The organism is Nocardia sp. NPDC050378, from assembly GCF_040655675.1.
Lineage (GTDB): Bacteria > Actinomycetota > Actinomycetes > Mycobacteriales > Mycobacteriaceae > Nocardia > Nocardia coubleae.
In genome coordinates this window covers 485,441-507,956 of sequence record NZ_JBFAKI010000004.1, presented here as the reverse complement: position 1 = coordinate 507,956, position 22,516 = coordinate 485,441, and the positions used below count along the sequence as shown (strand labels likewise).

Here is a 22,516-nt window from a genome sequence, read left to right as displayed (position 1 = left end):
CGCCGTGTTCGTCTGGAAGCTGATCCAGCACGTGCCTGCGGCGCGTCCGGCTCGGCGGGGGAGTCGGCCCGCACTACAGGTCGCGGTTGCGCAGGTCCCACCACCCGGCCGCGCCGACGGCGATGGTCCACAACAGCAGTACAACCAGGGCGGCGGGCGTCGGGGCGAACACCTCGGCTTCGTCGAACGAACCGGCGCTCACCCCAGCCACGGTCGCTGACACGGGCAGCACGGACGTGAGACCACCGGCCCCGAAACCCTTGGCCACCAACCAGATCAACGGTTCGAGCACGAAGGCCCAGCCGAGCACCAGCCACACCGCCGCACCGGTCGTGCGCAACAGCAGCCCGATGCCCGCGCCGAGCACCGCCCAGCACATGGCCACCAGCAGCCCGGCGCCGAGGACTTCCAGCAGCGGCCAGCCGAACTCGAACTTGCCACGACCGGCCGCGACGAGCACGAGCATCGCGACCACCTCGGCGACTACCGCAACCACCAGCGAGATGCCCGCCACGGCAACGTATTTCGCGATGACCAGCCGCTCGCGGTCCGGGGCGAACAACGCCGTGAGCGCCATCGTCTTGCGCTTGTACTCGCCACCGGTCGCGCCGACGCCGAGCAGTGCCGCCACCACGAACACCGCGACGAGACCCAGGTACAGGCCGATGGTCGCCGCGCCCGTCACGGGTTGCCCGGTGGGGTCGTAGCGGCCCGACATCAGCGCGGTGATCAGCGTCGCGACCAGCGCCACCGCGATCGGGCCCGCGAGCAACAGGCGATTGGGCCGCAGGGTGAACACCTTGCGGGTTTCGGTATCCAGACCTGGAAGTAGATCCTGGGGCAGCACAGTGGTCATCGGGTCATCCCCTCCGAAGTCAGGGCCGAGGCGGAATCGAGGGCCTCCGTCTGGGTATTGCGGCGGACTTCGCGGCCGTCGGATGACGCAGCCCGCGTCGGCTGTCGCGCGAGTATCCGAGTCACCGGGACGGCCCGGAACGGGCCCGGGACCCGCCGGTGCGCGGGGTGCGACGCCAGGCCTTCGCGCATCGGGATCATCGCGTCATCCCGTAGGACGGTGGGGCCGGGGCGAAGGCCGGGTTCGCGGGAGCAAGCACGCGGTGCTGATGCCTGCGCGGTTTGGTCAACGAAGCAAGGACCCGGTCGGGGTGGATGGGGTCGGCGACGATGCTGCCGATCCGCACCGAGGCCGCCTCGGCGACCGAACGGATGGTCGCCTCGTCGGCTTCGGCGACGGCCAGGCGGCCGTCGGGACGCATCACCGCGTCGGTGAATCCACGAGCCGCGAGGGCGGTGGCCAGCGCGATCGAGGGGGAAGAGGCGACGACGAGGCGGTCGGGATGGCCGCGCCGCAGCTTGGCCGGAGTGCCCTGCCAGACGACGGCCCCCTCGCTCAGTACCACGAGATGATCGGCCGCCGACACCACGTCGGCCAGGCTGCCCGCGCTCACCAGCACCGTGCCGCCACGCCCCACGTGACCGCGCAGCACCTCCTGCAACCAGGCGCGTTCCATGCCGTCGGCCTCGGCGAACAGGTCGTCGAGGACGAGCAGCGGGGGATCGGCGAGCAGGGCCGTGGCCAGTGCGAGGCGGGTCTGCTGACCCGGATTCAGCTGGGCTACAACGATATCGGCGAGAGCGCCGAGACCCGTCGTCTCGAGCACCGCCTCGACCCGCCGCCCGCCGACGCCCGCGACCGGGGCATAGCACGACAGCTGATCGCGCACCGTGCGCGCCGGATGCAGACCGCGCGGATGCAGCACCGCGCCGACCGCGGCCGGTCCGTGCCCCACCGTCACCTCCACCCGGCCGGTGCTCGGCCGCTGCAGCCCGAGCGCCATCCGCAGCAGGGTGGTCTTGCCCGCTCCGGTGGGCCCGACCAGCGCGGTCACCGCACCGGACGGCACCGCGAAGTCGATGCCGTCGACGGCGCTGACCTGGTCGAAGACTTTTCCGACGCCGCGCACCAGCACGGCGTCGCCCCCGGCTTTCCTCACTGCTTACGGGCCGGGTCGGTACCGATCGCGGGCAGCGGATCGGCGTCGATCACGTTGTGCAGCGGCGTCGGCCACAGCGCGGGCGCGGGCCCGAAGGCCTTGTGCGCGTTCTCGATCGTGGCCTTGCCGAGCGCCCGGTTACCCGCGCCACCGATGGCGGCACCGATACCGGCCGGCAGCACCTTGCCCGCCATCAGCGCGGCCCGCTTGGTGATGAAGCGCTTGATGAACTGCTGCAGCAGTTTGCTGTTGATCGCGCCCATGCCGGTGGCCTTGCCCGCCAGCGTGTTCGCCCAGTTCTTCGACTGGGTGCGCAATCCCTTCTGCACGATGGCGATGCCCGCGTCACCGAGGACGACCGCGAGCACCAGCGCGCGCCGGGCCTCCTGGTCATGCGGCTCGATGCCCTGGACGGCGGCCCGTGCCAGCGTGAACAGCGCCGAGGCCTCCATGAAGAAGGCCGTCTCCGCGCCGACCGCGCCGAGCGCGGCCACCGTGCCGATGCCCGGCACGGCCGCGGTCGCGCCGACGGCGGCACCGCTGCCGGTCACCGCGAGCAGGTACTGCTTCTCCAGCCGTTCGGCGATCTGGGCCGGGCTCTCCCCGGGATGGCGTTCCCGCAGGTACTGGACATAGCGCCGCACGGCAGGGGCCTGCAGCTTGGAACCGGTGTCGAGAACATCGACTACGGCCTTCTCGATCGCACTCTTGAACACGGCGTCGTCCTCCTCTTCGACCGACGAGTCGAACTGTAGGGCACCTGTGGTCCCGACAGCCCATCATGCCAACGACTACCGACACCCCTGTGGTTCCGCGATGTGGGCACGCTCTCCACTCCCACGACCGGGTGCCCGGGTTCTACGCTGACCGGATGAGTGAAACGAACCCGACCCGACTGACGCGTGAGTTCACCGAAGCCGGTGCCGAGATCGCCACGATCACCATCGATCATCCGCCGCTCAACCTCTTCGACCGGCCCCTGATCGACGCTCTGATCACCGATCTCGCCGCGCTCACCGCGCAGCCGCCGCGCGCCGTGCTCATCCGCGCCGAGGGCAAAGTGGTCTCCGGCGGTGTCGACGTGCACGTCTTCGAGGGGCGAAGCGCCGAGCAGGGCGCGCAACTGTGGCGCGAGCTGTTCGACCGGATCATCCATCCGCTCGAGGCCCTGCCGTGCCCGGTGGTGTTCGCCGCGCACGGGCTCACCCTCACCGCCGCCTTCGAGATGTCGCTGGCCTGCGACATCATCCTGGCCGCGCCGAAGGCGAAGTTCGGGCTGGTGGAAACGGTGGTCGGCCTCACCCCGTCGATGGGTGGCCCGCAGCGGCTCGCCGAGCGCGCGGGGTCGGGCCGGGCCCGCGAGTTCGTGATGACCGGCGACCTCTACGACGCCGCGACCATGGCGGACTGGGGTGTGGTCAACGCCGTCCACGACGACGTCGACACCGCCGCCCGCGCGCTGGTCACCCGCCTCGCCGACGGACCCACCCGCGCGCACGCCGCGACCAAGCAGATCATCGAGGCATGGCGTTCCGGCGGTGTGGCACACGCGGATTCGGTGACACCGGAGGTGTCGGGCGCCCTGTTCGACACCGCCGACCTGCGCGGTGCCGTCCGTAGTTTCCTCGATGTCGGCCCAGGTAAGGCGACCTACAAGGGCGAGTGAACGCCGAGCGGCTGACAGAAATGTGATCCACGTCATATAGTCGGAGATGCATGCCGGGCGAGTACGTGGAGGTCTTGATGGGTCAGCCGGAACCGGACACGACCGCACGCTCGGACGGTGGCGCGCCGGAGCGAGGGCGCGCCACCGAGGCTCGGGTGTCGATCACGAGTGGGCCCGATTTCCGGGCGTTCCGGTCGTCCCCGGTGGGCTCCGGTGTGCTGGGCTGCGGACAGCTGCGGCGCGGCCCCGACGGCGTGCTCCGCTACGGCGACCTGCACCCAGCGCTCACCGAACTGCTCGACCTGCGCGTGCACTCCTTCACGAATCGGGAGGCCGTCGTCGAGGTCGGCGGGCCACGCCTGACCTACCGCGAGCTGTGGCACAGCGCTTCCCGCATCGCGGGCGGCCTGCAGGGCCACGGCATCGGCTACGGCGACCGGGTCGCGGTGCACATGCCGACGAGCGCGCGCTGGGTGCAGGCGTTCCTCGGCGCCCTGCTGTCCGGTGCGGTACCGGTCCTGATCCCCGACGGGCTCGGCGCCGACCTGACGGCCCGCGTGATCGCCGACAGCCGCGCCGACTTCGTGCTCGGACCCGACGGGCCATTGCCCGACAGCACCGCCTACATCGATGACGGTGCGGCACTGGGAGATCCGGCCCTGCTCTGCTACACCGGCGCCGCCGCGCGCGGTCCGGTGCCCGCCGGGGTCGAGCTCACCAACGAGAACCTCTTGTCGGCGGTGTCATCGATGGTCGGCGCGCTCGGCCTGCCAGCCGACGGCGTGCGCAATCTGGTGCTGCTGCCGCTGGCCCACGCCAGCGGGTGCGTCGACCAGTTGCTGCCGACGTTCGCCGTCGGCGGAACCGTCGTCCTCGCACCGGCTGCCCACAGCCTGGCCGACGTGCTGGTCAGCGAGCGGATCGACACGGTCTCGGCCACCCCGCGCATCTTCGCCGACCTGCTGCCCGCCTTCGCCGAGCGACGCTCGGGCGCGGGTGTGCGCCGCGTGAGCAAGGCCTGTCACCGCTCCGAACGTGCCGCCGCCCCGGCCTCGGCCCCGCTCACCGCCGCCTTGCGCGCGCTGTTCCCCGAGGCGCGGCAGTGGTCGGTGTGGGGCGCCACCGAGACCAGCGGTATCGGCCTGCTCGTCGACGACACCGACCGCACCGAGGCGGCGCTCGGGTTCGCCTTCGGCGGAACGGAACTGGCGCTGTCGGGCCCGCAGGCTCGCCAGGGCCGCGGCGAGCTGCTCTGTCGCGGACCGAATGTCAGCCGCCGGTACTGGAACAACCCCGACGCGACCGTCGCCCGGTTCAGTGGAACCTGGTTCCATACGGGCGATTTCGTCCGCATCGACACCGACGGTCTGGTCTACGCCGAGCCGGCCGGCTGACTCACACCAGTTTGGCGCGCAACGCCGCGCGCAGGTCGCCCGTGAGGCCGATCTCGGTCAGGTAGCCCTCGGTGTCGCCGTAGCGTTCGCGCACGGTGGCATCGGCGGTGCGCAGGTACTCCTCGCGCACGCCGAGGAGGTCGACCGACAGTGCCTCGCCACCGCCGATCTTCGGCTCCAGCAGGACGCGCAGGGGTTCCACCGCCGCATTGCTGGCCAGGAAGTCGGTGTAGATGTCGTCCTCGTGCACGCCGACCGCGCGCAGCACGGTCGCCACCGCCCAGCCGGTGCGGTCCTTGCCCGCCGCGCAGTGCACGAGCACGGCACCGTCGCCGTGCACGATCGAGCCGGCCAGCCGGGTGATGGCCTCGCCCGCCTCGGACAGCAGCGGGAACTGCCGGTACACCTCGACCATGTGCGCGAACGCGCTGACGGTCGCCGCCTCGTGCGGCGGGGCCTCTTCCATCCGCGAGTCGAACGGGGTGATGTGCAGGCGCACGTCCTCGGGCAGGGTGTCGTGGCCGATGTGATCGATCTCGACCGGGCCGCGCAGGTCGTGCACATCGGTGACCCGCAGTTCGCCGAGTGTGACGAGACCCTGGTCGTCGAGACCGCTGAGCTGCGCCGAGCGCAGGAGCACACCGGGGCGGACGGTCCCGCCGTCGACGGTGCGCAGCCCGCCCACATCGCGGAAATTGAAGGTGCCGCTGAGGGCGAACTGATCGGCGCGAGGCGAGAGAGTCACCCACCCAGGTTATCGGCGGTTCCACCGGGCGTTGACGGAGTCGGCGGATCGGTCACGAAGTGTGTGACGTGCGTTTCCCCGCGCGACACGTGTGTGCTCACCCACAGGAACGTGAGTGCGGCTACCACGACTTGTACCATCGACCAGTAAGCGATTACAGCGGGGGCATCTATTCGAGCGCGAAAACAAAATCGAGCCGTATGGTCGGTTTTTATCAAGGTCGCATTCGGGTAACAAAACAATCTTTCAGTCTGAAAAGGATGGCTGAACCAGTTCGTGAATCCAGAAAACCTTCTAAGATCGTGCTTGCGGGATGTGGTTAACCTCGAAGAGGACCCCTTCCCGACCAGCTCGCATCGCCGCGGGCAGCGAAATTTGTTGCCGAGGAGTTGTCGTTGAGCGCCAGTCGTGAACTAACCGAAACATCCTTGCGACCCGTCGTTCGCCGGGCCGTGGAAGCAGCCGCCGCGAGTTCGGATACCGCGGGGCTGCGGGCACTGCGAATCTGCCTGCATGCGGGGCTCAGTGCGTATTGGCCGGTGGTGAAGGCCGCGCCGGCGAAAAGCATCAGGTCCTACGAGACCGCGCTGCGGACCCTGCGGGAGCGGTGGATCGAGCCCGGTGACAACGTGGGCGATCCGTCCGCGATCGTGATGTTCCGTGAGATGGATGCCGAGGCGGCCGAGTTCCTCGAGCTGTGCGCCGAGTTCTCGGGTACCCAGTGGCTCGAGCCGGTCGACTCCATCGCCAGTTACCTCGTCTCCGTCTTCCACGGCGCGGTGCTGCGCTGGCTCGCCGACGGCAACGACGAGACCATCCTCGTCGTCACCGACGATCTCGTCGGCTGTCTCGCCCTCAAGGCCGTCGAAGCCTGAGATTGCTGGACGAGTGACCAGATAGGTGGTTCAGTAGACGGGTGACCGAGACAACAGCGCCGCACCATCTGCACGACGCCACCGCTGACCTCGACCCGCCGCTGGCGGCACTCGACCTGTCCCGGCTCGACGCCAACGCCGCCGATCTGCGCCGCCGCGCGAACGGCGTCGCCATCCGCGTGGCGAGCAAATCGGTGCGCTGCCGGGCCGTGCTCGAACGGGTCCTCGGCGCCGACCTCACCGCGGCCGACGGCTTCGCGGGCATCATGGCCTACTCCCTGCGCGAAGCCATCTGGCTGGCCCGCCTCGGCGCCCGCGACATCCTGCTCGGCTATCCGACCCTCGACCGTGCCGCGCTGGCCGAACTCGCCGGCGCACCGACGCTGCTGCGCTCGATCACCCTGATGATCGACGACGTCGCCCAGCTCGACCTGGCCCGTGCCGCCCTCGGCACCGATACCGTCCACCCACGCGTCTGCCTCGACGTCGACGCCTCCCTGCGCATCGGCCCGCTGCACCTGGGCGTTCGCCGTTCCCCGATCCGCACCCCCGGCGAAGCCGCCGTCCTGGCGACGCAGGCGCGCACCCGCGGCTTCGAGGTGGTCGGGGTGATGACCTACGAGGCGCAGATCGCGGGCCTGCCCGACAGTAATCCGGCCGTGCGCGTGGTCAAGCGACTCTCGGCCGCCGAGATCGCCCGCCGCCGCACCCAGGTGCTCGACGCGGTCCGCATGGTGACCGGGCCGCTCGAGATCGTCAACAGCGGCGGCACCGGCTCGATCGAGGTCTCGATCGCCGATCCCGACGTCACCGAGGTGACCGCCGGTTCCGGCCTCTACGTGCCGACCCTCTTCGACCACTACCGGTCCTTCACCCCCCGCCCGGCCCTGTTCTTCGCCACGCCGGTGCTGCGCAAACCCACCCCGAGCATCGCCACCGTCTTCGCGGGCGGCTACATCGCCTCCGGCCCCACCGGCCCCAGCCGGGTGCCGCTGCCGGTCTGGCCCGCGGGCCTGAAGCTGCTCGGCGCCGAGGGCGCGGGCGAGGTACAGACCCCCCTCGCCGGTGGCTCCGAGCTCGAGATCGGCGACCGCGTCTGGTTCCGCCACGCCAAGGCAGGTGAGCTGTGCGAACGCTTCGCCGAGATCCACCTCGTCGACGAATCGGGAACCCGCACAACCGTTCCCACTTATCGCGGCGAAGGCCAGTGCTTCGGCTGATCAGCGCTAGCGCGCCGCGCGCAGCCGGTCGAGGGCGAGGACGTGACTGCTCGGCGGTGACAACGCCAGCAGTGCCGCAGCCGCCGCGGCGCTGAACACCGACGCGTTCAGCGGTGTTTGGAAGCCGCTGAAGAAGAACATCGACCCGCCGAAGGCGACCAGGGTGACCAGGCTCGCGATCGCCGTCCAGTGCAGCAGGACACCGAGCAGCAGCGCGATGCCGAGCACGATCTCGACCCCGGTGGAGGCCCAGGCGGTGATGTCGACAAGCGCGTCCGGCAGGTAGGGCGCGAGGTCCTCGACGTAGCTGGTGAACGCGGTGAAATCGCCCCAGGCGACATTGCCCGTCCCCGGTTCGCCCCACATTCCGAATCTGTCCGCGACGGCGGACAGGAAGCCCGCGCCGAGGGCCACGCGGGTGAAAAGTGTTGCCGCGGCCCATGGCCCGCGTCGTTCGTTGTTTGTCGTCAGCTGTCCGGCGGTCTGTGTGAAAGCCATTTCTCTGCCCTGTCCTGGAGGCGGTGGGATGGTTCGACGCTAAATCGGAAGCGGAATCAGCTTCCGATTAAGGAATACGGCAGAGGGGTTGTGCTGTCAAGAGTTGGCGCGCGGCGGCAATCAGTCCGCGCCGGGCAGGGGCGTCAGCCCGGCGAGGGTGATCTCGACGAATCGTTGCCAATCACCCAGGTCGGCGCGGGCTACGGTGGCCAGGGCGCCGACGATCATGTACAGGTCGTCGAAGGTGACATCGCGCCGGAGGGTGCCGTCGGCTCTGCCCTGCTCGACCAGGGTGGTGCCGAGTTCGCGCAAAGCGAGCGCGACCTCGCCGCGCGGTGCGGTGTTGCCGAGTGCCGATTCGATCAGGCCCGACAGGACGCGCCCCTGCTCGTGTACCCGGCCGACCCGCAGTAGCAGTGACCGCACGGCCTCCCGGCCCGTCGGCGCCTGCGCGGATTCGGCCCGCGCGAACTCGAGGATCTCGACGAAGCGCTGTTCGGCCACGGCTTCGATGAGGGCCTGGCGGGTGGGGAAGTGGCGATAAACGGTGCCCACGCCCACGCCCGCGGTGCCCGCGACCTCCGCCATCTGCACCGCGTCGCCACGCTCGGTGAACAACCGGACGGCGGCGTCGAGCACATTGGCGCGGTTGCGCCCGGCGTCGGCGCGCAGGCGGCGCGGCGGAGTGGTCATAGGTCCTCGGCTGATGCGGAACGGGATTCGGACTGTGCACAGTATCGCAACCGGGCTGTTCGATCGTTCTTCTCGTCATCGGCGTCATTGACAGCGTCGGTGCGTCGCTGCCATGCTATCGGAACCGGAATCCGATTCCTATTAGCGAACGAGGTGCGCCATGACCGACGACCGCTTCTTCCTGCTCGACGCCGGAGCTTCCCGTCCCACCCGGGTGCCGCTCCCACCGTGGGCGAGCGTCAAAGCGGGGACCGAGGACACGCAGGGTCGATTCACCCTGATGGAGAACCGCGGCGGCGGCGACATCCCGCCGCACGTGCACGACACGTTCGACGAGTTCGTCTACGTCATCGACGGTGCCATCGGCCTCGACTACGGCGGGATGACTCACCAGATCACGCCCGGGATGTGTTTTCTGGTGCCGAGGGGCGTTACCCACGCCATGCGCAACCTGGGCGACTCACCCGTGCACGCGTTGCAGTTGTCGGCGCCCGGCGGCTGGGAGCGCTACCTCGAAGACGTCGCCGAAGCCGCCCAGAGCGGTGACTGGGCCGGGCCCCGCGACTGGACCAGGGCAAACGAAATCGGCAAGGCGCACGGTATGCGGTACCACCTCGGTGCGGGCGACCCCGGCGAATGGGGCGACCCGGACCGCTTCTATCTGCTCGGCAGGGGGCAGGCGCGCCCCGGCCGGATTCCGGTACCGCCCGCGTTCAGTGTGAAGGCCCGCTCCGGGGACACCGACGGGCTGTTCTCGGCTCTGGAAGTCACTGTCGCCCAGCCGATTCCACGTCACACCCACCTCGTCGCCGACGAATGCATCTACGTCCTCGACGGTGTGCTCGACGTCGAGTTCGACGACCGTGTCCACACCGCGGGCCCCGGCCAGTTCGTGCTGCTGCCGCACGGCGTTCCCCACGCGTTGCGTCCCGGCTCGAGCCCGCCGCCGCGCGTCGTGCAGATCTCCGCACCCGGCGGCTGGGAGTGTGTCGTCGAGGCGATCATCGAGCACCGCACCGAGGTCAGCGCGGGCGGGCGGTTCGACCCCGCCGCCCTCAACCGCTACACCCGCCCCTATCACGTTGTCTACGAAGAGAACTGAGCGCGCGGCGGCGCGGCGAGCAGGTCGAGGACCTCGTCGTCGGTGAGTTGATGGAAGTCGTGATAGGCCCCGCCGACGCCGCCGAGGTCCTCCGGCATCCAGAGACAGATCAGTTCGTCGCACTCCGGGCGGACCCGACGGGCCGCCTCGGGGGCCGACACCGGCATCGCCACGACCAGCCGGGCCGGTCGCTGCGCGCGGGCGACCCGGCAGGCGGCGGCCACGGTGGCCCCGGTGGCCATCCCGTCGTCGACGATCACCACCGTCCGGTCCGTCAGCGGGACGGGGTCGCCCGCGCGGAGCAGGGCCCGCCTGCGCGCCAACTCGGTGCGTTCGGCGCGCTCGACCTCGGCGAAGGCGGCCTCGCTCACCCGGGCGCGGGCCAGCACGTCGTCGTTGAGCACCAACACGTCGTTCTCGCCGAGCGCGCCCATCGCCAGCTCAGGATGTTGCGGCAGACCGAGCTTGCGCACCAGCAGCACATCGAGTTGACCGTCGATCGCCTCGGCTACCGCGGCCGCCACCGGCACACCGCCGCGCGGCAACCCGAGCACCAGCGGGTGCGTGCCCCGCAGATGCTCGAGGGCCGTGCCGAGAGCGCGGCCCGCCGCAGCGCGATCCGGGTACACCATCGCTTCGAACGCTACTCCGCGGCGGCGTCGGCCGAAACTGTGAAGCGGCGCAGCCACAGGCTCGGGTTGGCGGTGCGCACCCTGGCCAGGTGGGCCGGGTCGATCGACGCGGTGAGCACCCCCGGCTCGTCGCCGAGCTCGGCGAGCACGGTGCCCGCTGGATCGACGACCATCGACGCGCCCGCCCCGAGCGGCGCGCACTGGTCGGCCGCCGCTACGTACACGGTGTTCTCGATGGCCCGCGCGCGCAGCAGCGTGGTCCACTGATCGACCTTCGCCGGGCCGGGAATCCACTGCGCGGGCAGCAGCAACACGTGCGCTCCCGCCGCCGCGACACGCCGACATCCCTCCGGAAAACGCAGATCGAAGCAGGTCTGCATGCCGAAAATCACACCGTCGACGGTGAATGTGGCGGGCGCCACCAACGGACCGGCCGCGACGACATCGGATTCCAGGTGCCCGAAAGCGTCGTAGAGATGCACTTTGCGGTAGAGCGCGAGCCGTGATCCGTCGGGTCCGTGCGCCACGAGGGTATTGCTGATCCGGTCCGCGTCCGGTGTCGGCAATTCGACGACACCGGCCACCAGATGAACCCCGAATTCGGCGGCGAGCGCGGCGAGTCCGGTGGTGAACGGCCCGTCGAGGGGCTCGGCGGCGGCCACCACCCGCTCGTCGAGACGGGTCACCGCAAACATCGAGTATTCGGGTGCGACCACGACGCGCGCACCCGATTCGGCAGCGGTTCGCACGTGTTCGCGCAAGGTGGACAGGTTGGCCGACGAGTCGGTCTGCGGGGCGAATTGGACGACCGCGATCGGCACCGTCGCCGCGGCGTGTTCCTGATGCGATGACCCGTTGTGCAGCTGCATAGGTCACACCGTATTCACCCGGTGGGCCGATCAGCTACCGCCAGGCAGTAAACTCGTGGTCAATGAACACAAATGAGGTCGACAGCGTTCCTGCCGACGACGACAGGCACGACAACGGCCCGACCTTCGCCGATCTCGGGATCGATGACCGCGTCCTCGCGGCCATCGCCGACGTGGGCTACGAGTCGCCGTCGCCGATCCAGGCGGCCACGATTCCCCCACTGCTCTCCGGCGCTGACGTCGTCGGCCTGGCCCAGACGGGCACCGGCAAAACCGCCGCATTCGCGATCCCGATCCTGATGAATCTGGACACCGCGCAGAAGAAGCCCAGCGCGCTGGTGCTCGCGCCGACCCGCGAACTCGCGATCCAGGTCGCCGAGGCGTTCGGCAAGTACTCCTCGCACATCCCCGGTCTCCACGTGCTGCCCATCTACGGCGGCCAGAGCTACGGCGTGCAGCTGTCGGGTCTGCGCCGCGGCGCGCATGTGGTCGTCGGTACGCCCGGCCGCGTCATCGACCACCTGGAGAAGGGCACGCTCGATCTCACCGAGCTGCGCTACCTGGTGCTCGACGAGGCCGACGAGATGCTCAAGATGGGCTTCCAGGAGGACGTCGAGCGCATCCTGCGCGACACTCCTCGGGACAAGCAGGTCGCCCTGTTCTCGGCCACCATGCCGGGCGCGATCCGCAAGATCTCCAAGCAGTACCTCAACGACCCGGTCGAGATCACGGTCAAGTCCAAGACCACGACCAACACCAACATCACCCAGCGCTATGTGCAGGTGTCGCACCAGCGCAAGCTCGACGCGCTCACCCGTGTCCTCGAGGTCGAGGACTTCGAGGCGATGATCATCTTCGTGCGCACCAAGCAGGCCACCGAGGAGCTGGCCGAGAAGCTGCGCTCGCGTGGTTTCTCCGCGGCCGCGATCAACGGTGACATCGCGCAGAATCAGCGTGAACGCACCATCGGTCAGCTGAAGTCGGGTGCGCTCGACATCCTCGTCGCCACCGATGTGGCCGCGCGTGGTCTCGACGTGGACCGCATTTCGCATGTCGTGAACTACGACATCCCGCACGACACCGAGTCGTATGTGCACCGCATCGGCCGCACCGGTCGCGCGGGCCGCTCGGGTCAGGCGCTGCTGTTCGTGGCGCCGCGTGAACGTCATCTGCTCAAGGCGATCGAGCGCGCGACCCGGCATCCGCTCACCGAGATGCAGTTGCCGAGTGTCGACGACGTGAACGCGACCCGTGCCGCGAAATTCGGTGACTCCATCACCGAGAACCTGGCCTCGGACAAGATCGAGCTGTTCCGCAAGCTGATCGAGGACTACGAGGCCGAGCACAACACCCCGCTGGTCGATATCGCCGCCGCGCTGGCGGTCGGTGGGTACGACGGGGACAACTTCTTCATGGCGCCCGAGCCGGAGCCCGCGCCGCGTCGCGAACGCGACCGGGACCGCGATCGCGAGCGTGCCCCGCGCCACTTCGACGACGAGGACCGTGGACCGCGTCCGCCGTCGTTCTCCCGCGAGAGCGGTGCGGAGCTGGCGACCTACCGGATCAGCGTCGGCAAGCGGCATCGGGTGGTGCCCGGCGCGATCGTCGGCGCCATCGCCAACGAGGGCGGCCTGCGGCGCAGCGACTTCGGGCACATCAGCATCCGGCCCGACTACAGCCTCGTCGAGCTGCCTGCCGACCTGCCGAACGAAACGCTGGAAGCGTTGCGGCGCACCAGGATCAGCGGTGTGCTCATCCAGCTGCAGCCGGATCAGGGCCCGCCGTCGCAGCGGCTCAACTCCCGTGGTCCCCGGCGTGACCGTGAAGCCCGGCCGCGTACCGAACGGCGTAAGCCGCGCACGTAGCGCACCACCGCACGTAGACAAGTCCATGGGTCGCTCCATGGGCTGTCTCGGCGCTGGCTAAGGTGTTGCCGTCGGGTGTGCGTGAACACAGGAGGGCCGCGTTTGTTCGTCTCCGGTGATCGGGTGATCGGTGCTGTCGGCGATCTCGTGCGCGCGGCGGACTGCGAGTTCGCGCTGCTGCGCGCGGTCGACGCCGCCCTCGGCAACCTCCCCGGCACCCGCGACGCCGCCGCGAACCTCGTGCGCGCCGTCGACGTTTCCCCGGAGTTGCTGCGGCACTTCGGTGACCGGCTGATCCACATCCCCACCCCCGATCCCGTCGACGCCACCACCCTCACCGAAGCCGCCGCACGCACCACCGACGCCCTGCGTGCCGGTACCGAGGCGATCGCCGGTGCGGTCTTCTTCGACGGTCGATTGGTCTGCCAGGCAGACCTTCTCGTGCGCGTCGGTGCGCGGTACGTGGTGCACAGCGCGGTCGCACCTGCGCGCGTGGGGCATGCCGAGTCGCCCCGGGACCGGGCCCTCGGGGCGGAAACCGGTCGTGATGAACCGGGTCCGCTTGTCGAGTCCGGTTCTGGTGTCGCGGGTTTCGATGCCGACGACCACAGGGTGTTGCGGCGTGAACTCGCGGCGGGGCGGACGCCGTTCGAGCGGGTTTCGGCGTCGGTGCGGTCGGTGGGGGTCGACCCGGTTCGGCTGGAGCTGTGTGCTCGGGTCGAAGTAGCCGCGTGTGCCGAGGCATCGGCGGCGGTCGGGGTGGATGTCGACCCGGTGGCGCGAATTTCGACGCCGACCGGTGAACGTGGCGTGGTCGCAGCGGAACTCGAGCCGATCTACCGGGCGCGGCGGGCGCGGGTGGAACGCGTCGTCGAGGAGAAGCTCACCGAATTGCTGCCCGTGCAGTGGGGTGACCCGCGCTATCTGGCGTGTGGGCAGTGCCCCACCTGTCGCGCGGCGGCCGCCACCGCACGGGACCTGTTGCTGGTAGCGGGGATTCGGCCCACCCAGCGCGCCCGGCTGCGCGAAGCCGGTGTGCTCACCATCGACCGCCTCGCCGCCACCACCGTTCCCGTCCCCGGCCTCGCCCCGCGCACGGTCACCGAACTGCGCCGCCAAGCCGACATCCAGCTCACCCGCGAACGCACGGCCACGCCCACCTTCGCGCTGCGCGACGCCACCGCCCTCGGCGCACTCCCCACCCCGCGCCCCGGCGACCTGGCACTGCTCATCGACGTGGACCGCCGGGGAACCATCACCTCGGTGGAACTCGCCGATTCGACAACCACTGTCTTCCGCCCGGACCCCTCGCCGATCGCGTCGACCGACCCGGGCTACGCGAAGGCGAGCGACTACGGATCATCCGCGGGGAACGGCGGGCTCGGGTCCTACGAGGGGAACGGTGGCGCTCTCGGGGCTTTCGCGAGGGGCGCCGAATGGCTGGAAACTTCAGCGACGGACGGCGGCGAGCCCGGGCCGTCCAGACAGGGCGGGTACGGCCCGGACGTGCTCGAGGAACTGCTCGACATCATCGGTGAGTATCGGGCGCTGGATCCGGATGTGCGGGTCTATCACTACGGGTCGGCGGTCCGGACGGCGCTGCTCGATTGGTCGGGGCGCTTCGGTGCAGGAGCCGATCAGCTCGACGAACTGCTCGCCGACGGGGCGCTGGTCGACTTGGCACCCGTAGTGCGGACCGCATTGCTGATCGGTGAGCAGTCCTACGACGTGGCCGGGTTGGCCGCCCTGGTGCCGGGCGCGCACGGTCGCGCGGCCACCGTGCTGGGGATCAGGGACTGGTTGCTCGAGCGGGCGGCCGAGGCGGGGATCGAGGTGCCCGGCCCACGGTTCGCGGTGGCCGAGACCGACATTCCGCCGTCCCTGCGAACGGGATCGCTCGAGGCGGCGCTCGCCGAATTCGCCGCCGACGCGCACGGCGACGCGGCACGGGCGGCCGCGCTCACGGCCGCGGTGCTCGGGTATCACCGGCGTGAACGGCAGCCCAGATGGTGGGCGCACATCGACCGGCTCGGGCACCCGGTGGGCGAGTGGGCCGACGCACCGGGCGTGCTGGTCGCCGAGTGGGGCACCGTCGACACCAAATGGCATCGCACACCCCAGCTGCCGACGATGCGCCGCTACCTCACCCTCACCGGCCGCCTCGGTACCGGTGCCACGCTGACTCCCGGCACCCAGATGATCACCATCTACGACGGTGCGGCGGCAGCGGGCATGACGCAGACGCTCGGCAGACGCGCCACCGCCACGGCCACCGTCCTCGGCTGCGCGGTCGACGCCGATTTCGACGACACCGTGCGGCTGGAAGAACTGCTCCCGGCGGGCTGCCCGCCCTACGACGACCTGCCCGCCGCCATCGCCCCCGGCCCGCCCGACGGCGAGGCCGACCTCGAGGCGGCCCTGGAAGCCACCGCCCAGGACCTGCTGGTGACGTTGCCGTCCGTGCCCGCGAACGCGGTCTACGACCTGCTGCTGCGCCGCACGCCCCGCCTGCACGAGGGCGCACCGTTACCGCAGGTCGACGGCGATATCACACACGCCCTCGCCCAGGCGACAGCCGCGCTCGACGCCTCCTACCTGGCGGTGCACGGACCGCCCGGCACCGGCAAGACCGGGACGACGGCCCGCGCCATCGAGCGCCTCGTCACCCGCAAGCGGTGGCGGATCGGGGTGGTCGCCCGCTCGCACGAGGTGATCGAGCGGATCTTCGACGCGGTCGTGGAGGCCGGGTTGCTGCCCGAACTCGTCGCGAAGAAGGACGTGGCGTCGGTCGGCCGCGAATGGTCGGCGATCGAGGGCAGCCGCTATCAACGATTCCTCGACAATGCGGTGAACGGGTGCGTGATCGGCGGCACCACAGCCGATTTCGTCGACGAGACCCTCATCGCCCCCGGCTCGCTCGATCTGCTGGTGATCGCCGACGCGGGCGAATGCTCGCTGGCCGACACCGTCGCCGTCGCGGTGAGCGCGCGCAACCTGCTGCTCGTCGGTGACCCCGAGCCCGCGCTCGCCCAGGCCGAACACCCTGAGCCGATTCATGTTTCGGCCCTGGAGTGGCTGTGCGACGGCGCCGCAACCTTGCCGCCGGAATACGGATACTTCCTCGACCGCACCTGGCGGATGCACCCGGCGGTGTGCGCGCCGGTGTCGGTGAGCTGCTACGACGGCAAGCTCACGGCGGTCGAGGCCGTCACCCGCGCCCGCGATCTCGCCGGGATCGCGCCCGGGGTGAGCACGGTGTTCGTCGAACATCGCGGCAGCGCGACCGAATCCGATGCCGAAGCCCGCGAGGTGGTGCGCCGCGTGCGCGCCCTGCTCGGCGAAACCTGGACCTCCGGTGCGCGTACCCGCAAACTGCACCCGCACGACGTCTTCGTGGTCGCCCCTTACGCCGCGCAGGTGGCGCGGATCCGAACCCTGCTGGCGCGCGCCAAGATCGAGGACGTCCTCGTCGGCACCCCCGACCGCTTCCGTGGCCGTGAAGCCGCCGTGGTCGTCCTGTCGATGACCACCTCCACCCCCGACGACGCTCCCTTCGGTATGCGGGCCCTCCTCTCGCGCACCGTCATTCACGCCACCCTGTGCCGTGCCATGTGGAAAGCGATCATCATCCGCTCGCCGCTGCTCACCGAGTACCTCCCGGACACCCCGGAAGAACTCGCCGCCCTGCGCGGCTTCCTCCAGCTCGGTTGAACTTCGGCGGCACACCCCCGACGCACGGCGCGGCCGCCCGCACTCGACCGGCAACTCGCTTCGCGAGCGGGTGACGGTGGGCGCGGTCCACGCCTCGATCCGATACCGTCCACCAACTCCGACCGATTCACCGCCTGCCCCTACGTCGAACCTGGAAGGCGCATGTATCGCACCGGCGACCTCGCCGTTACCTGTGGCTGCGAGGGGCCGCTCGCTGCGGGTCAAGCGGCGCGCAACAGCCGCCGCAGCCAGTCGGCGGCGGTGTCCGGTGTCGCCGGGGCGACCGACACCTGGTGCCCGGAGTGGATCAGGTAGCGGCCGTCGCCGGTGACGTCGATCCAGGACAGGACGCCCGTGGCCGGTTCGTCGGCACCCGGGGCGACGAGGATCTGGCCGATGCCGGTGCGCGGGCGTTGGAGGAGTTTGCGGATGCGGGCGGCGTCGGAGGGTCCGGCGACGGGGACAGTGACCAGGTCACGGCTGTCCTCGCGCACGCGCGCCGCCGGTGCTGCGATGCGTGGACCGGTGCCGACCGGTTGGCGTGGCATCCGGGAAAAGACCTGAGGCGCGAAGCGTTTCGTCGCACCGACCTGAACGTGCAGGTCTCCACCTCGGTCGGCCGAGGTGCCGGGCGACTGCACGGCGAGTATCGCCACGTCCCCCGCGACGGCACCGAGCATGCGCACCGGCGCGGGCGCGTGTCCGCACACCTCCACCCGGATCTCCGGTTCGGCCAGCACGCGCAGCGCCGCCGAGAGGTCGGGATCGAGGGTGCGGGCACACCAGGCGTCGAGTGCCGGTCGTGCGGCCGCCCGCTCGGCGGTGTCGCGGGCGGACGCGCGAACGGCGAGCGGATACGGGATCCGGTCGCCGTCGGTACGCGCCCAGGCCAGCGCGAACTGGTCGGGCGTGAGGTGCCAGTTCACTCCTGCTCGGTCCACTCTCCGAGCACGGCGGGACTGGTCGGTTCCAGCTTCCCGATCAGCGGGTTCACCTCGTCGGCGGGCTCGAGGAAGGTGGGTTCCTCCTCGAGGAAGCGCAGGAATTCGTCGTCGTCGTCCTCGATGTCGGGCTGGGCGGGTGGGCGCGGGCCGCCGGGTGCGCGGGTGTGCTCCGCCGCGACCATCGCCCCACCCATCAACCCACCGATCGCGCCCGCACTCATGCCGGCAGCCGCTTCGCCACCGGCCACCGTGGGGTCCTGACGGACGTCCTCGGAGGACGCCGATCGCGTTGCGGGAGAACCGGATTCCCCGAGTGAAGCCGCCTGTGTCGAGGAGGACCAGGATTCCTTCCGCGACGCGTTCGCGCGCTTCCCGGCCCGCCCGAGCGCACCGGCGGGAACAGGACCCGCGACTGGCACCCCATTCGCGGCGACAGACCCGCCTGCCCCGGACAAGGCACTCGATGTACCGGCTCCGGCCGCGGTCGCCGCCGGAGCGACTGCGGTGGAACCGCCCGTGAACAGGGAAGTGCTCGCCGTCGAGCTGCTCACACTGGCCGGTGAAACCGCAGCACCGGAGCCGTCGGCCGTCGGCCCTCGCACCGCATCGGCGTTCCCTGCTGCCGCTCCGGTAACCGCGGCATCGGATCCCTCGCCGGAAACTGCCGTGACCACCGACGAAGGCACCGCACCGAGCGCGCCGCCGACTTCTACATCCGTTGTGCCCGCACTGATCTCGCCGAAGGCGGGGACGCCCGACCCGGTGGGCACGAAAGCCCCCGCGTAGATCGTCTCCATCGCCTGCACCGCGTCCAGCCGGGCGTTCTCGGCTTCCCGCGAAATCGTGGCATTGTCCGTGGCCCGCTGCGGATCGAGCAGCGCGCCGTCCGGATCGGGCTGCGCCGCGGCGGGTTCGGCGACAGCGGCCCGAATCGACTCCGCCGCGTCACCCGCCTGGCACAGCCGGACACCGACAGCCGTCAGCACATCCGCGATCTGCCGACCCACCTGCTCGAATGTGCGAAGGGCATCGACGGCGGACTGTGCCGCCGACCCGCGCCAGCCGTCGGCGATCGCGGCCCGGATCTCGGCATGGGCGTTGTCGACCTCGTCACCGACCGCGGTGGCCGCGCCGAGATACAACTGCCCGCCGCTGCTCAAGGCGGCCGGGTCGAGTTGCTGTACCGCCGTGTGGATTTCGGAATGCGACAGGCTGTCGAACACCTCGACGACGGCCACGTAGTCCGGGTCGGTCCCCGGTGCACCGGAAAGGCTACGCATGCCCATCACCCGTCTCGATCGCCCGGACCGCGCTCGCCATCGCCTGGTCGCTCTCCTGGTAGGCGGCCCCGGCGGCCCGCAGCACGGCGGCCAGCTGACGAGCCGTCGCGGCGTAGGCACGCAACTGGTCGAGGGCATTACCGGTCTTGGTCTCGAAGCCGGTGCGCAGCGCGGCACCGGAGGGCAGCCCGCCGAAGCCCGGCAGCGTCGCGGCCTGCGTCAAGGCCTGTACCTGCGCGTCGACGGCGGCGGCGAGACGTTCGTAGCGCAGCGCGCATCGTTCGGTCGCGCCGTCGGCGACGAGCACCCCGTCGACCCACAGTCCGCCCTCCTCGACGGCCTGATTGAGCGCCGCCGTATTCGGCAGCCCCGTGCGATTGGATTGCACCGCTTCCCCCTTCGTCGTTCAGTCCGCCGTGGCGAGTACCCACCGCGCGATATCGTCGGCCACGCGGTCCCGCACCGGCTCGTGCAACAGGTCGTGACCGGCGTCGGCGTACTCGCGCAAATCTACCGATCCATACCGCTGTGTCCATAGCCGCATCGCATCGATCGGTGCCCGGCGGTCGTCGATTCCGTGTACCGCGAGCGTCGGCAGGCGCGGGTCGGGCGCGGTTTCGGTGGCCCGGCGCGGTGTGCCGCACAGGACGAGTCCGCGCAGGTCGGCGGCCTGATCGGCGGCGACGGCCAGCGCGGTGACGGCGCCGAGGGAGTGGCCCATGAGTACCGGCGCGGAGGTGGTTTCGGCGCACACCACCGCGAGCAGTCCCCTGGCGTCGGCGACCAGCTCGTCGAGGGTGCCCGGCGCGTGCGGATCGCCTTCGCTCAGACCCTGTCCCGAGGTGTCGAGGGTCCACAACTCGATGCCGGCGGCGGCCAGCGCGGCCCCGAATCGGTGGTAGTGCCCGCTGTGCTGACCGGTGCCGGGCAGCAGCACGACGGTCGCGGCGAGCAGGCCGGGTGACCTGCGCCGGTAGTGCAGACGGCCACGCGCGCTGTCGAAGTAGGGCACCGGCCGATTATCCGCACCTGCCAAAGCATCGCGCCAGCCGTTACACTTCGCCAGTCCACCCGGTTCAGAGTCGAGGTCGTCCATGTTGTCGTTGCGTCGTTGTGTGGCAAGCATTGTCGTCGGTGCGGCGGGCGTGAGCACCGCGGTCACCGGCGTCGCCGGTGCCGATCCGGTCGCCGCCTGTGGGCGGGCCGGTCAGGAGATCGCGATCCACTCGACGGTCCCACTACTCGACTGGTCGGAGAACTTCGGCATCGACGAGCGCGGCGACGTGTGGGTGTCGCGCGTGCTGCGCGGTGAAGTACAGCGTTACGACAGCGCCGGAACGCTCACCGCCACGGTGGATATCGCGGCGCCCGGCGCCGTCCGACTCGGTCCCGACGGTCTGCTCTACGTGGTCACCGGAAATTCGCCGCTGTCGGATTCCGGCGGTGTCGTCCGATTCGACCCGACCGCCGCCGACCCGGTGCCCGAACCCTTCGCCACCGGTTTCATCCACCCCAACGGCGCCGCCTTCGACGCCCAGGGCAACCTGTACGTCACCGCTCGCGACGGCGTGCACCGCCTCTTCCCCGACGGCACCGAGGACATGATCTGGTGGTCGAACGCCACCGTCGAGGGCCCCAATGGTGTTGTAGTGTCCGGTGATTCGGTATACGTCACGGCGAACTACGTCGACAGCACGGCCGGTCCGGTGGGCCGGGTGCTCCGCTTGTCACGCACGAATCCGGCGGTGAGCACAACCATCGCCGATCTGACCTCGTTCGGTTCGCTGCCCGATTTCGTCGACGACCTGGTCCTGCGCGACGGCGCACTGTACGTGACAACCTTGACCGGACAGCTGGTGCGCGTCGACCTGACCTCGGGTGGTGCCTGCACGATCGCCGCCACCCAGCCACTCACCGCCGTCGTCGCCGACCCAGCCGACTCGTCGGCACTGCTCGCGGGCACCGAAGAGGGAACCGTCCTGCGCATCCGTCCGCGCGGCTGACCCGAACCCTTTCACACGACGAACGGCCGCCGACATCGGTCGACGGCCGTTTTCTGTCCTGGCGCCTCGGGCGCCGAATGATCAGCCGCCGACGCTCAGCGCCGACGGCGGAGCCGGGGGAGCGGGCACGGGAGCCGGCTGCGGCGCCTCCGCCGGGGCGGGGGCCGGAGCGGGCGTTTCGGGGGCGGGAGCCTGCGACTGTGCCGCACCGGCGCCCGGCGCACCCGAACCGGGAGCGGGGGCCTGCGGTTCCGGCGCGGGCGGGGCGGCCGGTGTTTCGGGAGCCGCCACCGGCAGGTCGGGAACGACGAACGTGCCGACGGTCGGCGTCATCACGCAGCGCGCGCCGGGGTAGTCGATGGTGCCCCACATGGAGGCGACCACGGTGCCCGCGCCGCTGGTGATCGTCTTCGACAGCGACGGCAGCTGGTATTCGGTGAGGTCGTCGAGGGGGGCGATACCGCTCTGCCCGTTGTTCACATTCACCCAGGCCACACTCAAGCCGGAGGCCAGCGGCACACCGGTGTGGGCCGGACTGGCACTGAACCGGACATCGCCCGGGGTCAGGCTGGTTTCGGTGCGCGGGCCAGGGCCCTCGACGGTCGCGGCGGCGATGATGGTGGTGATGGGTCCGTTGCTGCCGCAGCCGAAGGTGGGGGCGGCGTAGCCCAGCGGGATGAACTGGGCCGAGATGTCACGCAGGCGGTCGGCGCCGACCATGCCGGTGAAGTTGGCGATCGCGTCGACACCGGCCTTGGTGCTCACGTCCTCGCCCGCGAGATCGTGCAAGTGGGTGATGGCGTCGTCGAGAGGAGACGCACTCGCGGTCGACGCGAGCACGACCACAGCACCGATGCTCGCCGCGGTCACCGCCGCCGCCCTACCTGCGATGGATCTGCCGTTCACCCGTAACTCCCTGCTGCTCGCCCACCGGTTCCCCGGTCCGTGTGGCAACGTACCAGTTCGACGGGCCGGTGGCAGCGTGGTGGTGTCGCGGCGTCGCC

The 22,516-nt window shown here is 70.4% G+C and carries 21 protein-coding genes; 8 read left to right on the top strand and 13 right to left on the bottom strand.

The window, feature by feature from the left end; genetic code table 11:
- Nucleotides 1-73: 73 nt before the first annotated feature.
- From AB0I35_RS12530 to AB0I35_RS12520, 3 genes are all read right to left on the bottom strand, one after another.
- A complete protein-coding gene (locus AB0I35_RS12530) occupies nucleotides 74-856 on the bottom strand; it encodes an ABC transporter permease subunit (protein ID WP_357395887.1) in 783 nt (260 codons plus the stop codon).
- A 196-nt stretch (nucleotides 857-1,052) separates the two neighbouring features.
- On the bottom strand, nucleotides 1,053-2,015 hold the full coding sequence (locus AB0I35_RS12525; protein WP_357395886.1) for an ATP-binding cassette domain-containing protein: 963 nt from the start codon (nucleotides 2,013-2,015) through the stop codon (nucleotides 1,053-1,055).
- The gene (locus tag AB0I35_RS12520) at nucleotides 2,012-2,731 is read right to left on the bottom strand and encodes a hypothetical protein (RefSeq protein ID WP_243749741.1); all 720 of its coding nucleotides are present in this window, start codon (nucleotides 2,729-2,731) and stop codon (nucleotides 2,012-2,014) included. Before AB0I35_RS12520 ends, AB0I35_RS12525 begins: the two co-directional genes overlap by 4 nt.
- Before the next feature lie 155 nt (nucleotides 2,732-2,886).
- Here AB0I35_RS12520 and AB0I35_RS12515 point away from each other — a divergent pair, with 155 nt between their 5' ends.
- Together AB0I35_RS12515 and AB0I35_RS12510 are read left to right on the top strand one after the other, a co-directional pair.
- Complete coding sequence (locus AB0I35_RS12515; RefSeq protein WP_357395885.1) at nucleotides 2,887-3,681, top strand: enoyl-CoA hydratase/isomerase family protein; 795 nt, start codon at nucleotides 2,887-2,889, stop codon at nucleotides 3,679-3,681.
- A gap of 50 nt (nucleotides 3,682-3,731) precedes the next feature.
- Nucleotides 3,732-5,075 carry an AMP-binding protein gene (locus tag AB0I35_RS12510; protein ID WP_357395884.1) on the top strand — a complete coding sequence of 448 codons (1,344 nt, stop codon included), beginning with the start codon at nucleotides 3,732-3,734 and terminating at the stop codon, nucleotides 5,073-5,075.
- Nucleotide 5,076: 1 nt separating this feature from the next.
- Here the strand turns inward: AB0I35_RS12510 and AB0I35_RS12505 are convergent, their stop codons facing one another.
- Nucleotides 5,077-5,820, bottom strand: coding sequence for a tyrosine-protein phosphatase (locus AB0I35_RS12505; RefSeq protein ID WP_357395882.1), 744 nt, complete (start codon nucleotides 5,818-5,820; stop codon nucleotides 5,077-5,079).
- 395 nt (nucleotides 5,821-6,215) lie between these two features.
- Between AB0I35_RS12505 and AB0I35_RS12500 the strand changes: the two genes are divergently transcribed.
- Together AB0I35_RS12500 and AB0I35_RS12495 are read left to right on the top strand one after the other, a co-directional pair.
- Nucleotides 6,216-6,695: a TetR family transcriptional regulator gene (locus AB0I35_RS12500; protein ID WP_357395881.1), complete on the top strand. Its 480-nt coding sequence runs from the start codon at nucleotides 6,216-6,218 to the stop codon at nucleotides 6,693-6,695.
- A gap of 41 nt (nucleotides 6,696-6,736) precedes the next feature.
- Nucleotides 6,737-7,915 carry an amino acid deaminase/aldolase gene (locus AB0I35_RS12495; RefSeq protein ID WP_357395879.1) on the top strand — a complete coding sequence of 393 codons (1,179 nt, stop codon included), beginning with the start codon at nucleotides 6,737-6,739 and terminating at the stop codon, nucleotides 7,913-7,915.
- A 6-nt stretch (nucleotides 7,916-7,921) separates the two neighbouring features.
- Here the strand turns inward: AB0I35_RS12495 and AB0I35_RS12490 are convergent, their stop codons facing one another.
- Complete coding sequence (locus AB0I35_RS12490) at nucleotides 7,922-8,413, bottom strand: MauE/DoxX family redox-associated membrane protein (protein ID WP_357395878.1); 492 nt, start codon at nucleotides 8,411-8,413, stop codon at nucleotides 7,922-7,924.
- Nucleotides 8,414-8,533: 120 nt separating this feature from the next.
- Nucleotides 8,534-9,106: a helix-turn-helix domain-containing protein gene (locus AB0I35_RS12485; RefSeq protein WP_357395877.1), complete on the bottom strand. Its 573-nt coding sequence runs from the start codon at nucleotides 9,104-9,106 to the stop codon at nucleotides 8,534-8,536.
- 160 nt (nucleotides 9,107-9,266) lie between these two features.
- Here AB0I35_RS12485 and AB0I35_RS12480 point away from each other — a divergent pair, with 160 nt between their 5' ends.
- On the top strand, nucleotides 9,267-10,208 hold the full coding sequence (locus AB0I35_RS12480) for a cupin domain-containing protein (protein WP_357395876.1): 942 nt from the start codon (nucleotides 9,267-9,269) through the stop codon (nucleotides 10,206-10,208).
- Here AB0I35_RS12480 and AB0I35_RS12475 read toward each other — a convergent pair.
- The gene (locus AB0I35_RS12475; RefSeq protein WP_357395875.1) at nucleotides 10,193-10,840 is read right to left on the bottom strand and encodes a phosphoribosyltransferase family protein; all 648 of its coding nucleotides are present in this window, start codon (nucleotides 10,838-10,840) and stop codon (nucleotides 10,193-10,195) included. The two genes, AB0I35_RS12480 and AB0I35_RS12475, sit on opposite strands and share 16 nt — an antisense overlap.
- An 11-nt stretch (nucleotides 10,841-10,851) precedes the next feature.
- A complete protein-coding gene (locus tag AB0I35_RS12470) occupies nucleotides 10,852-11,709 on the bottom strand; it encodes a carbon-nitrogen hydrolase family protein (protein WP_357395874.1) in 858 nt (285 codons plus the stop codon).
- 62 nt (nucleotides 11,710-11,771) lie between these two features.
- Between AB0I35_RS12470 and AB0I35_RS12465 the strand changes: the two genes are divergently transcribed.
- Nucleotides 11,772-13,574 (top strand): DEAD/DEAH box helicase, encoded by a 1,803-nt coding sequence (locus AB0I35_RS12465; protein ID WP_357395873.1) that lies wholly within the window; start codon nucleotides 11,772-11,774, stop codon nucleotides 13,572-13,574.
- Nucleotides 13,575-13,655: 81 nt separating this feature from the next.
- The gene (locus tag AB0I35_RS12460; RefSeq protein WP_357395872.1) at nucleotides 13,656-17,285 is read left to right on the top strand and encodes an AAA domain-containing protein; all 3,630 of its coding nucleotides are present in this window, start codon (nucleotides 13,656-13,658) and stop codon (nucleotides 17,283-17,285) included.
- A gap of 221 nt (nucleotides 17,286-17,506) precedes the next feature.
- Here AB0I35_RS12460 and AB0I35_RS12455 read toward each other — a convergent pair whose 3' ends face one another.
- Genes AB0I35_RS12455 through AB0I35_RS12440 form a run of 4 tightly spaced genes read right to left on the bottom strand, consistent with a single transcriptional unit; the run spans nucleotide 17,507 to nucleotide 20,521 of the window.
- Nucleotides 17,507-18,211, bottom strand: coding sequence for an ESX secretion-associated protein EspG (locus AB0I35_RS12455; protein ID WP_357395870.1), 705 nt, complete (start codon nucleotides 18,209-18,211; stop codon nucleotides 17,507-17,509).
- Nucleotides 18,208-19,509 (bottom strand): hypothetical protein, encoded by a 1,302-nt coding sequence (locus tag AB0I35_RS12450; protein ID WP_357395869.1) that lies wholly within the window; start codon nucleotides 19,507-19,509, stop codon nucleotides 18,208-18,210. Before AB0I35_RS12450 ends, AB0I35_RS12455 begins: the two co-directional genes overlap by 4 nt.
- Nucleotides 19,502-19,897 carry a hypothetical protein gene (locus AB0I35_RS12445; protein WP_357395868.1) on the bottom strand — a complete coding sequence of 132 codons (396 nt, stop codon included), beginning with the start codon at nucleotides 19,895-19,897 and terminating at the stop codon, nucleotides 19,502-19,504. The genes AB0I35_RS12450 and AB0I35_RS12445 overlap by 8 nt, the downstream gene beginning before the upstream one ends.
- Nucleotides 19,898-19,915: 18 nt before the next feature.
- A complete protein-coding gene (locus AB0I35_RS12440) occupies nucleotides 19,916-20,521 on the bottom strand; it encodes an alpha/beta fold hydrolase (RefSeq protein WP_357395867.1) in 606 nt (201 codons plus the stop codon).
- Nucleotides 20,522-20,624: 103 nt separating this feature from the next.
- Between AB0I35_RS12440 and AB0I35_RS12435 the strand changes: the two genes are divergently transcribed.
- On the top strand, nucleotides 20,625-21,512 hold the full coding sequence (locus AB0I35_RS12435; protein WP_357395866.1) for a hypothetical protein: 888 nt from the start codon (nucleotides 20,625-20,627) through the stop codon (nucleotides 21,510-21,512).
- A gap of 81 nt (nucleotides 21,513-21,593) precedes the next feature.
- On the opposite strand, the gene AB0I35_RS12430 is transcribed toward AB0I35_RS12435, so the two are convergent.
- The gene (locus tag AB0I35_RS12430; protein WP_357395864.1) at nucleotides 21,594-22,418 is read right to left on the bottom strand and encodes a hypothetical protein; all 825 of its coding nucleotides are present in this window, start codon (nucleotides 22,416-22,418) and stop codon (nucleotides 21,594-21,596) included.
- Nucleotides 22,419-22,516: the final 98 nt, after the last annotated feature.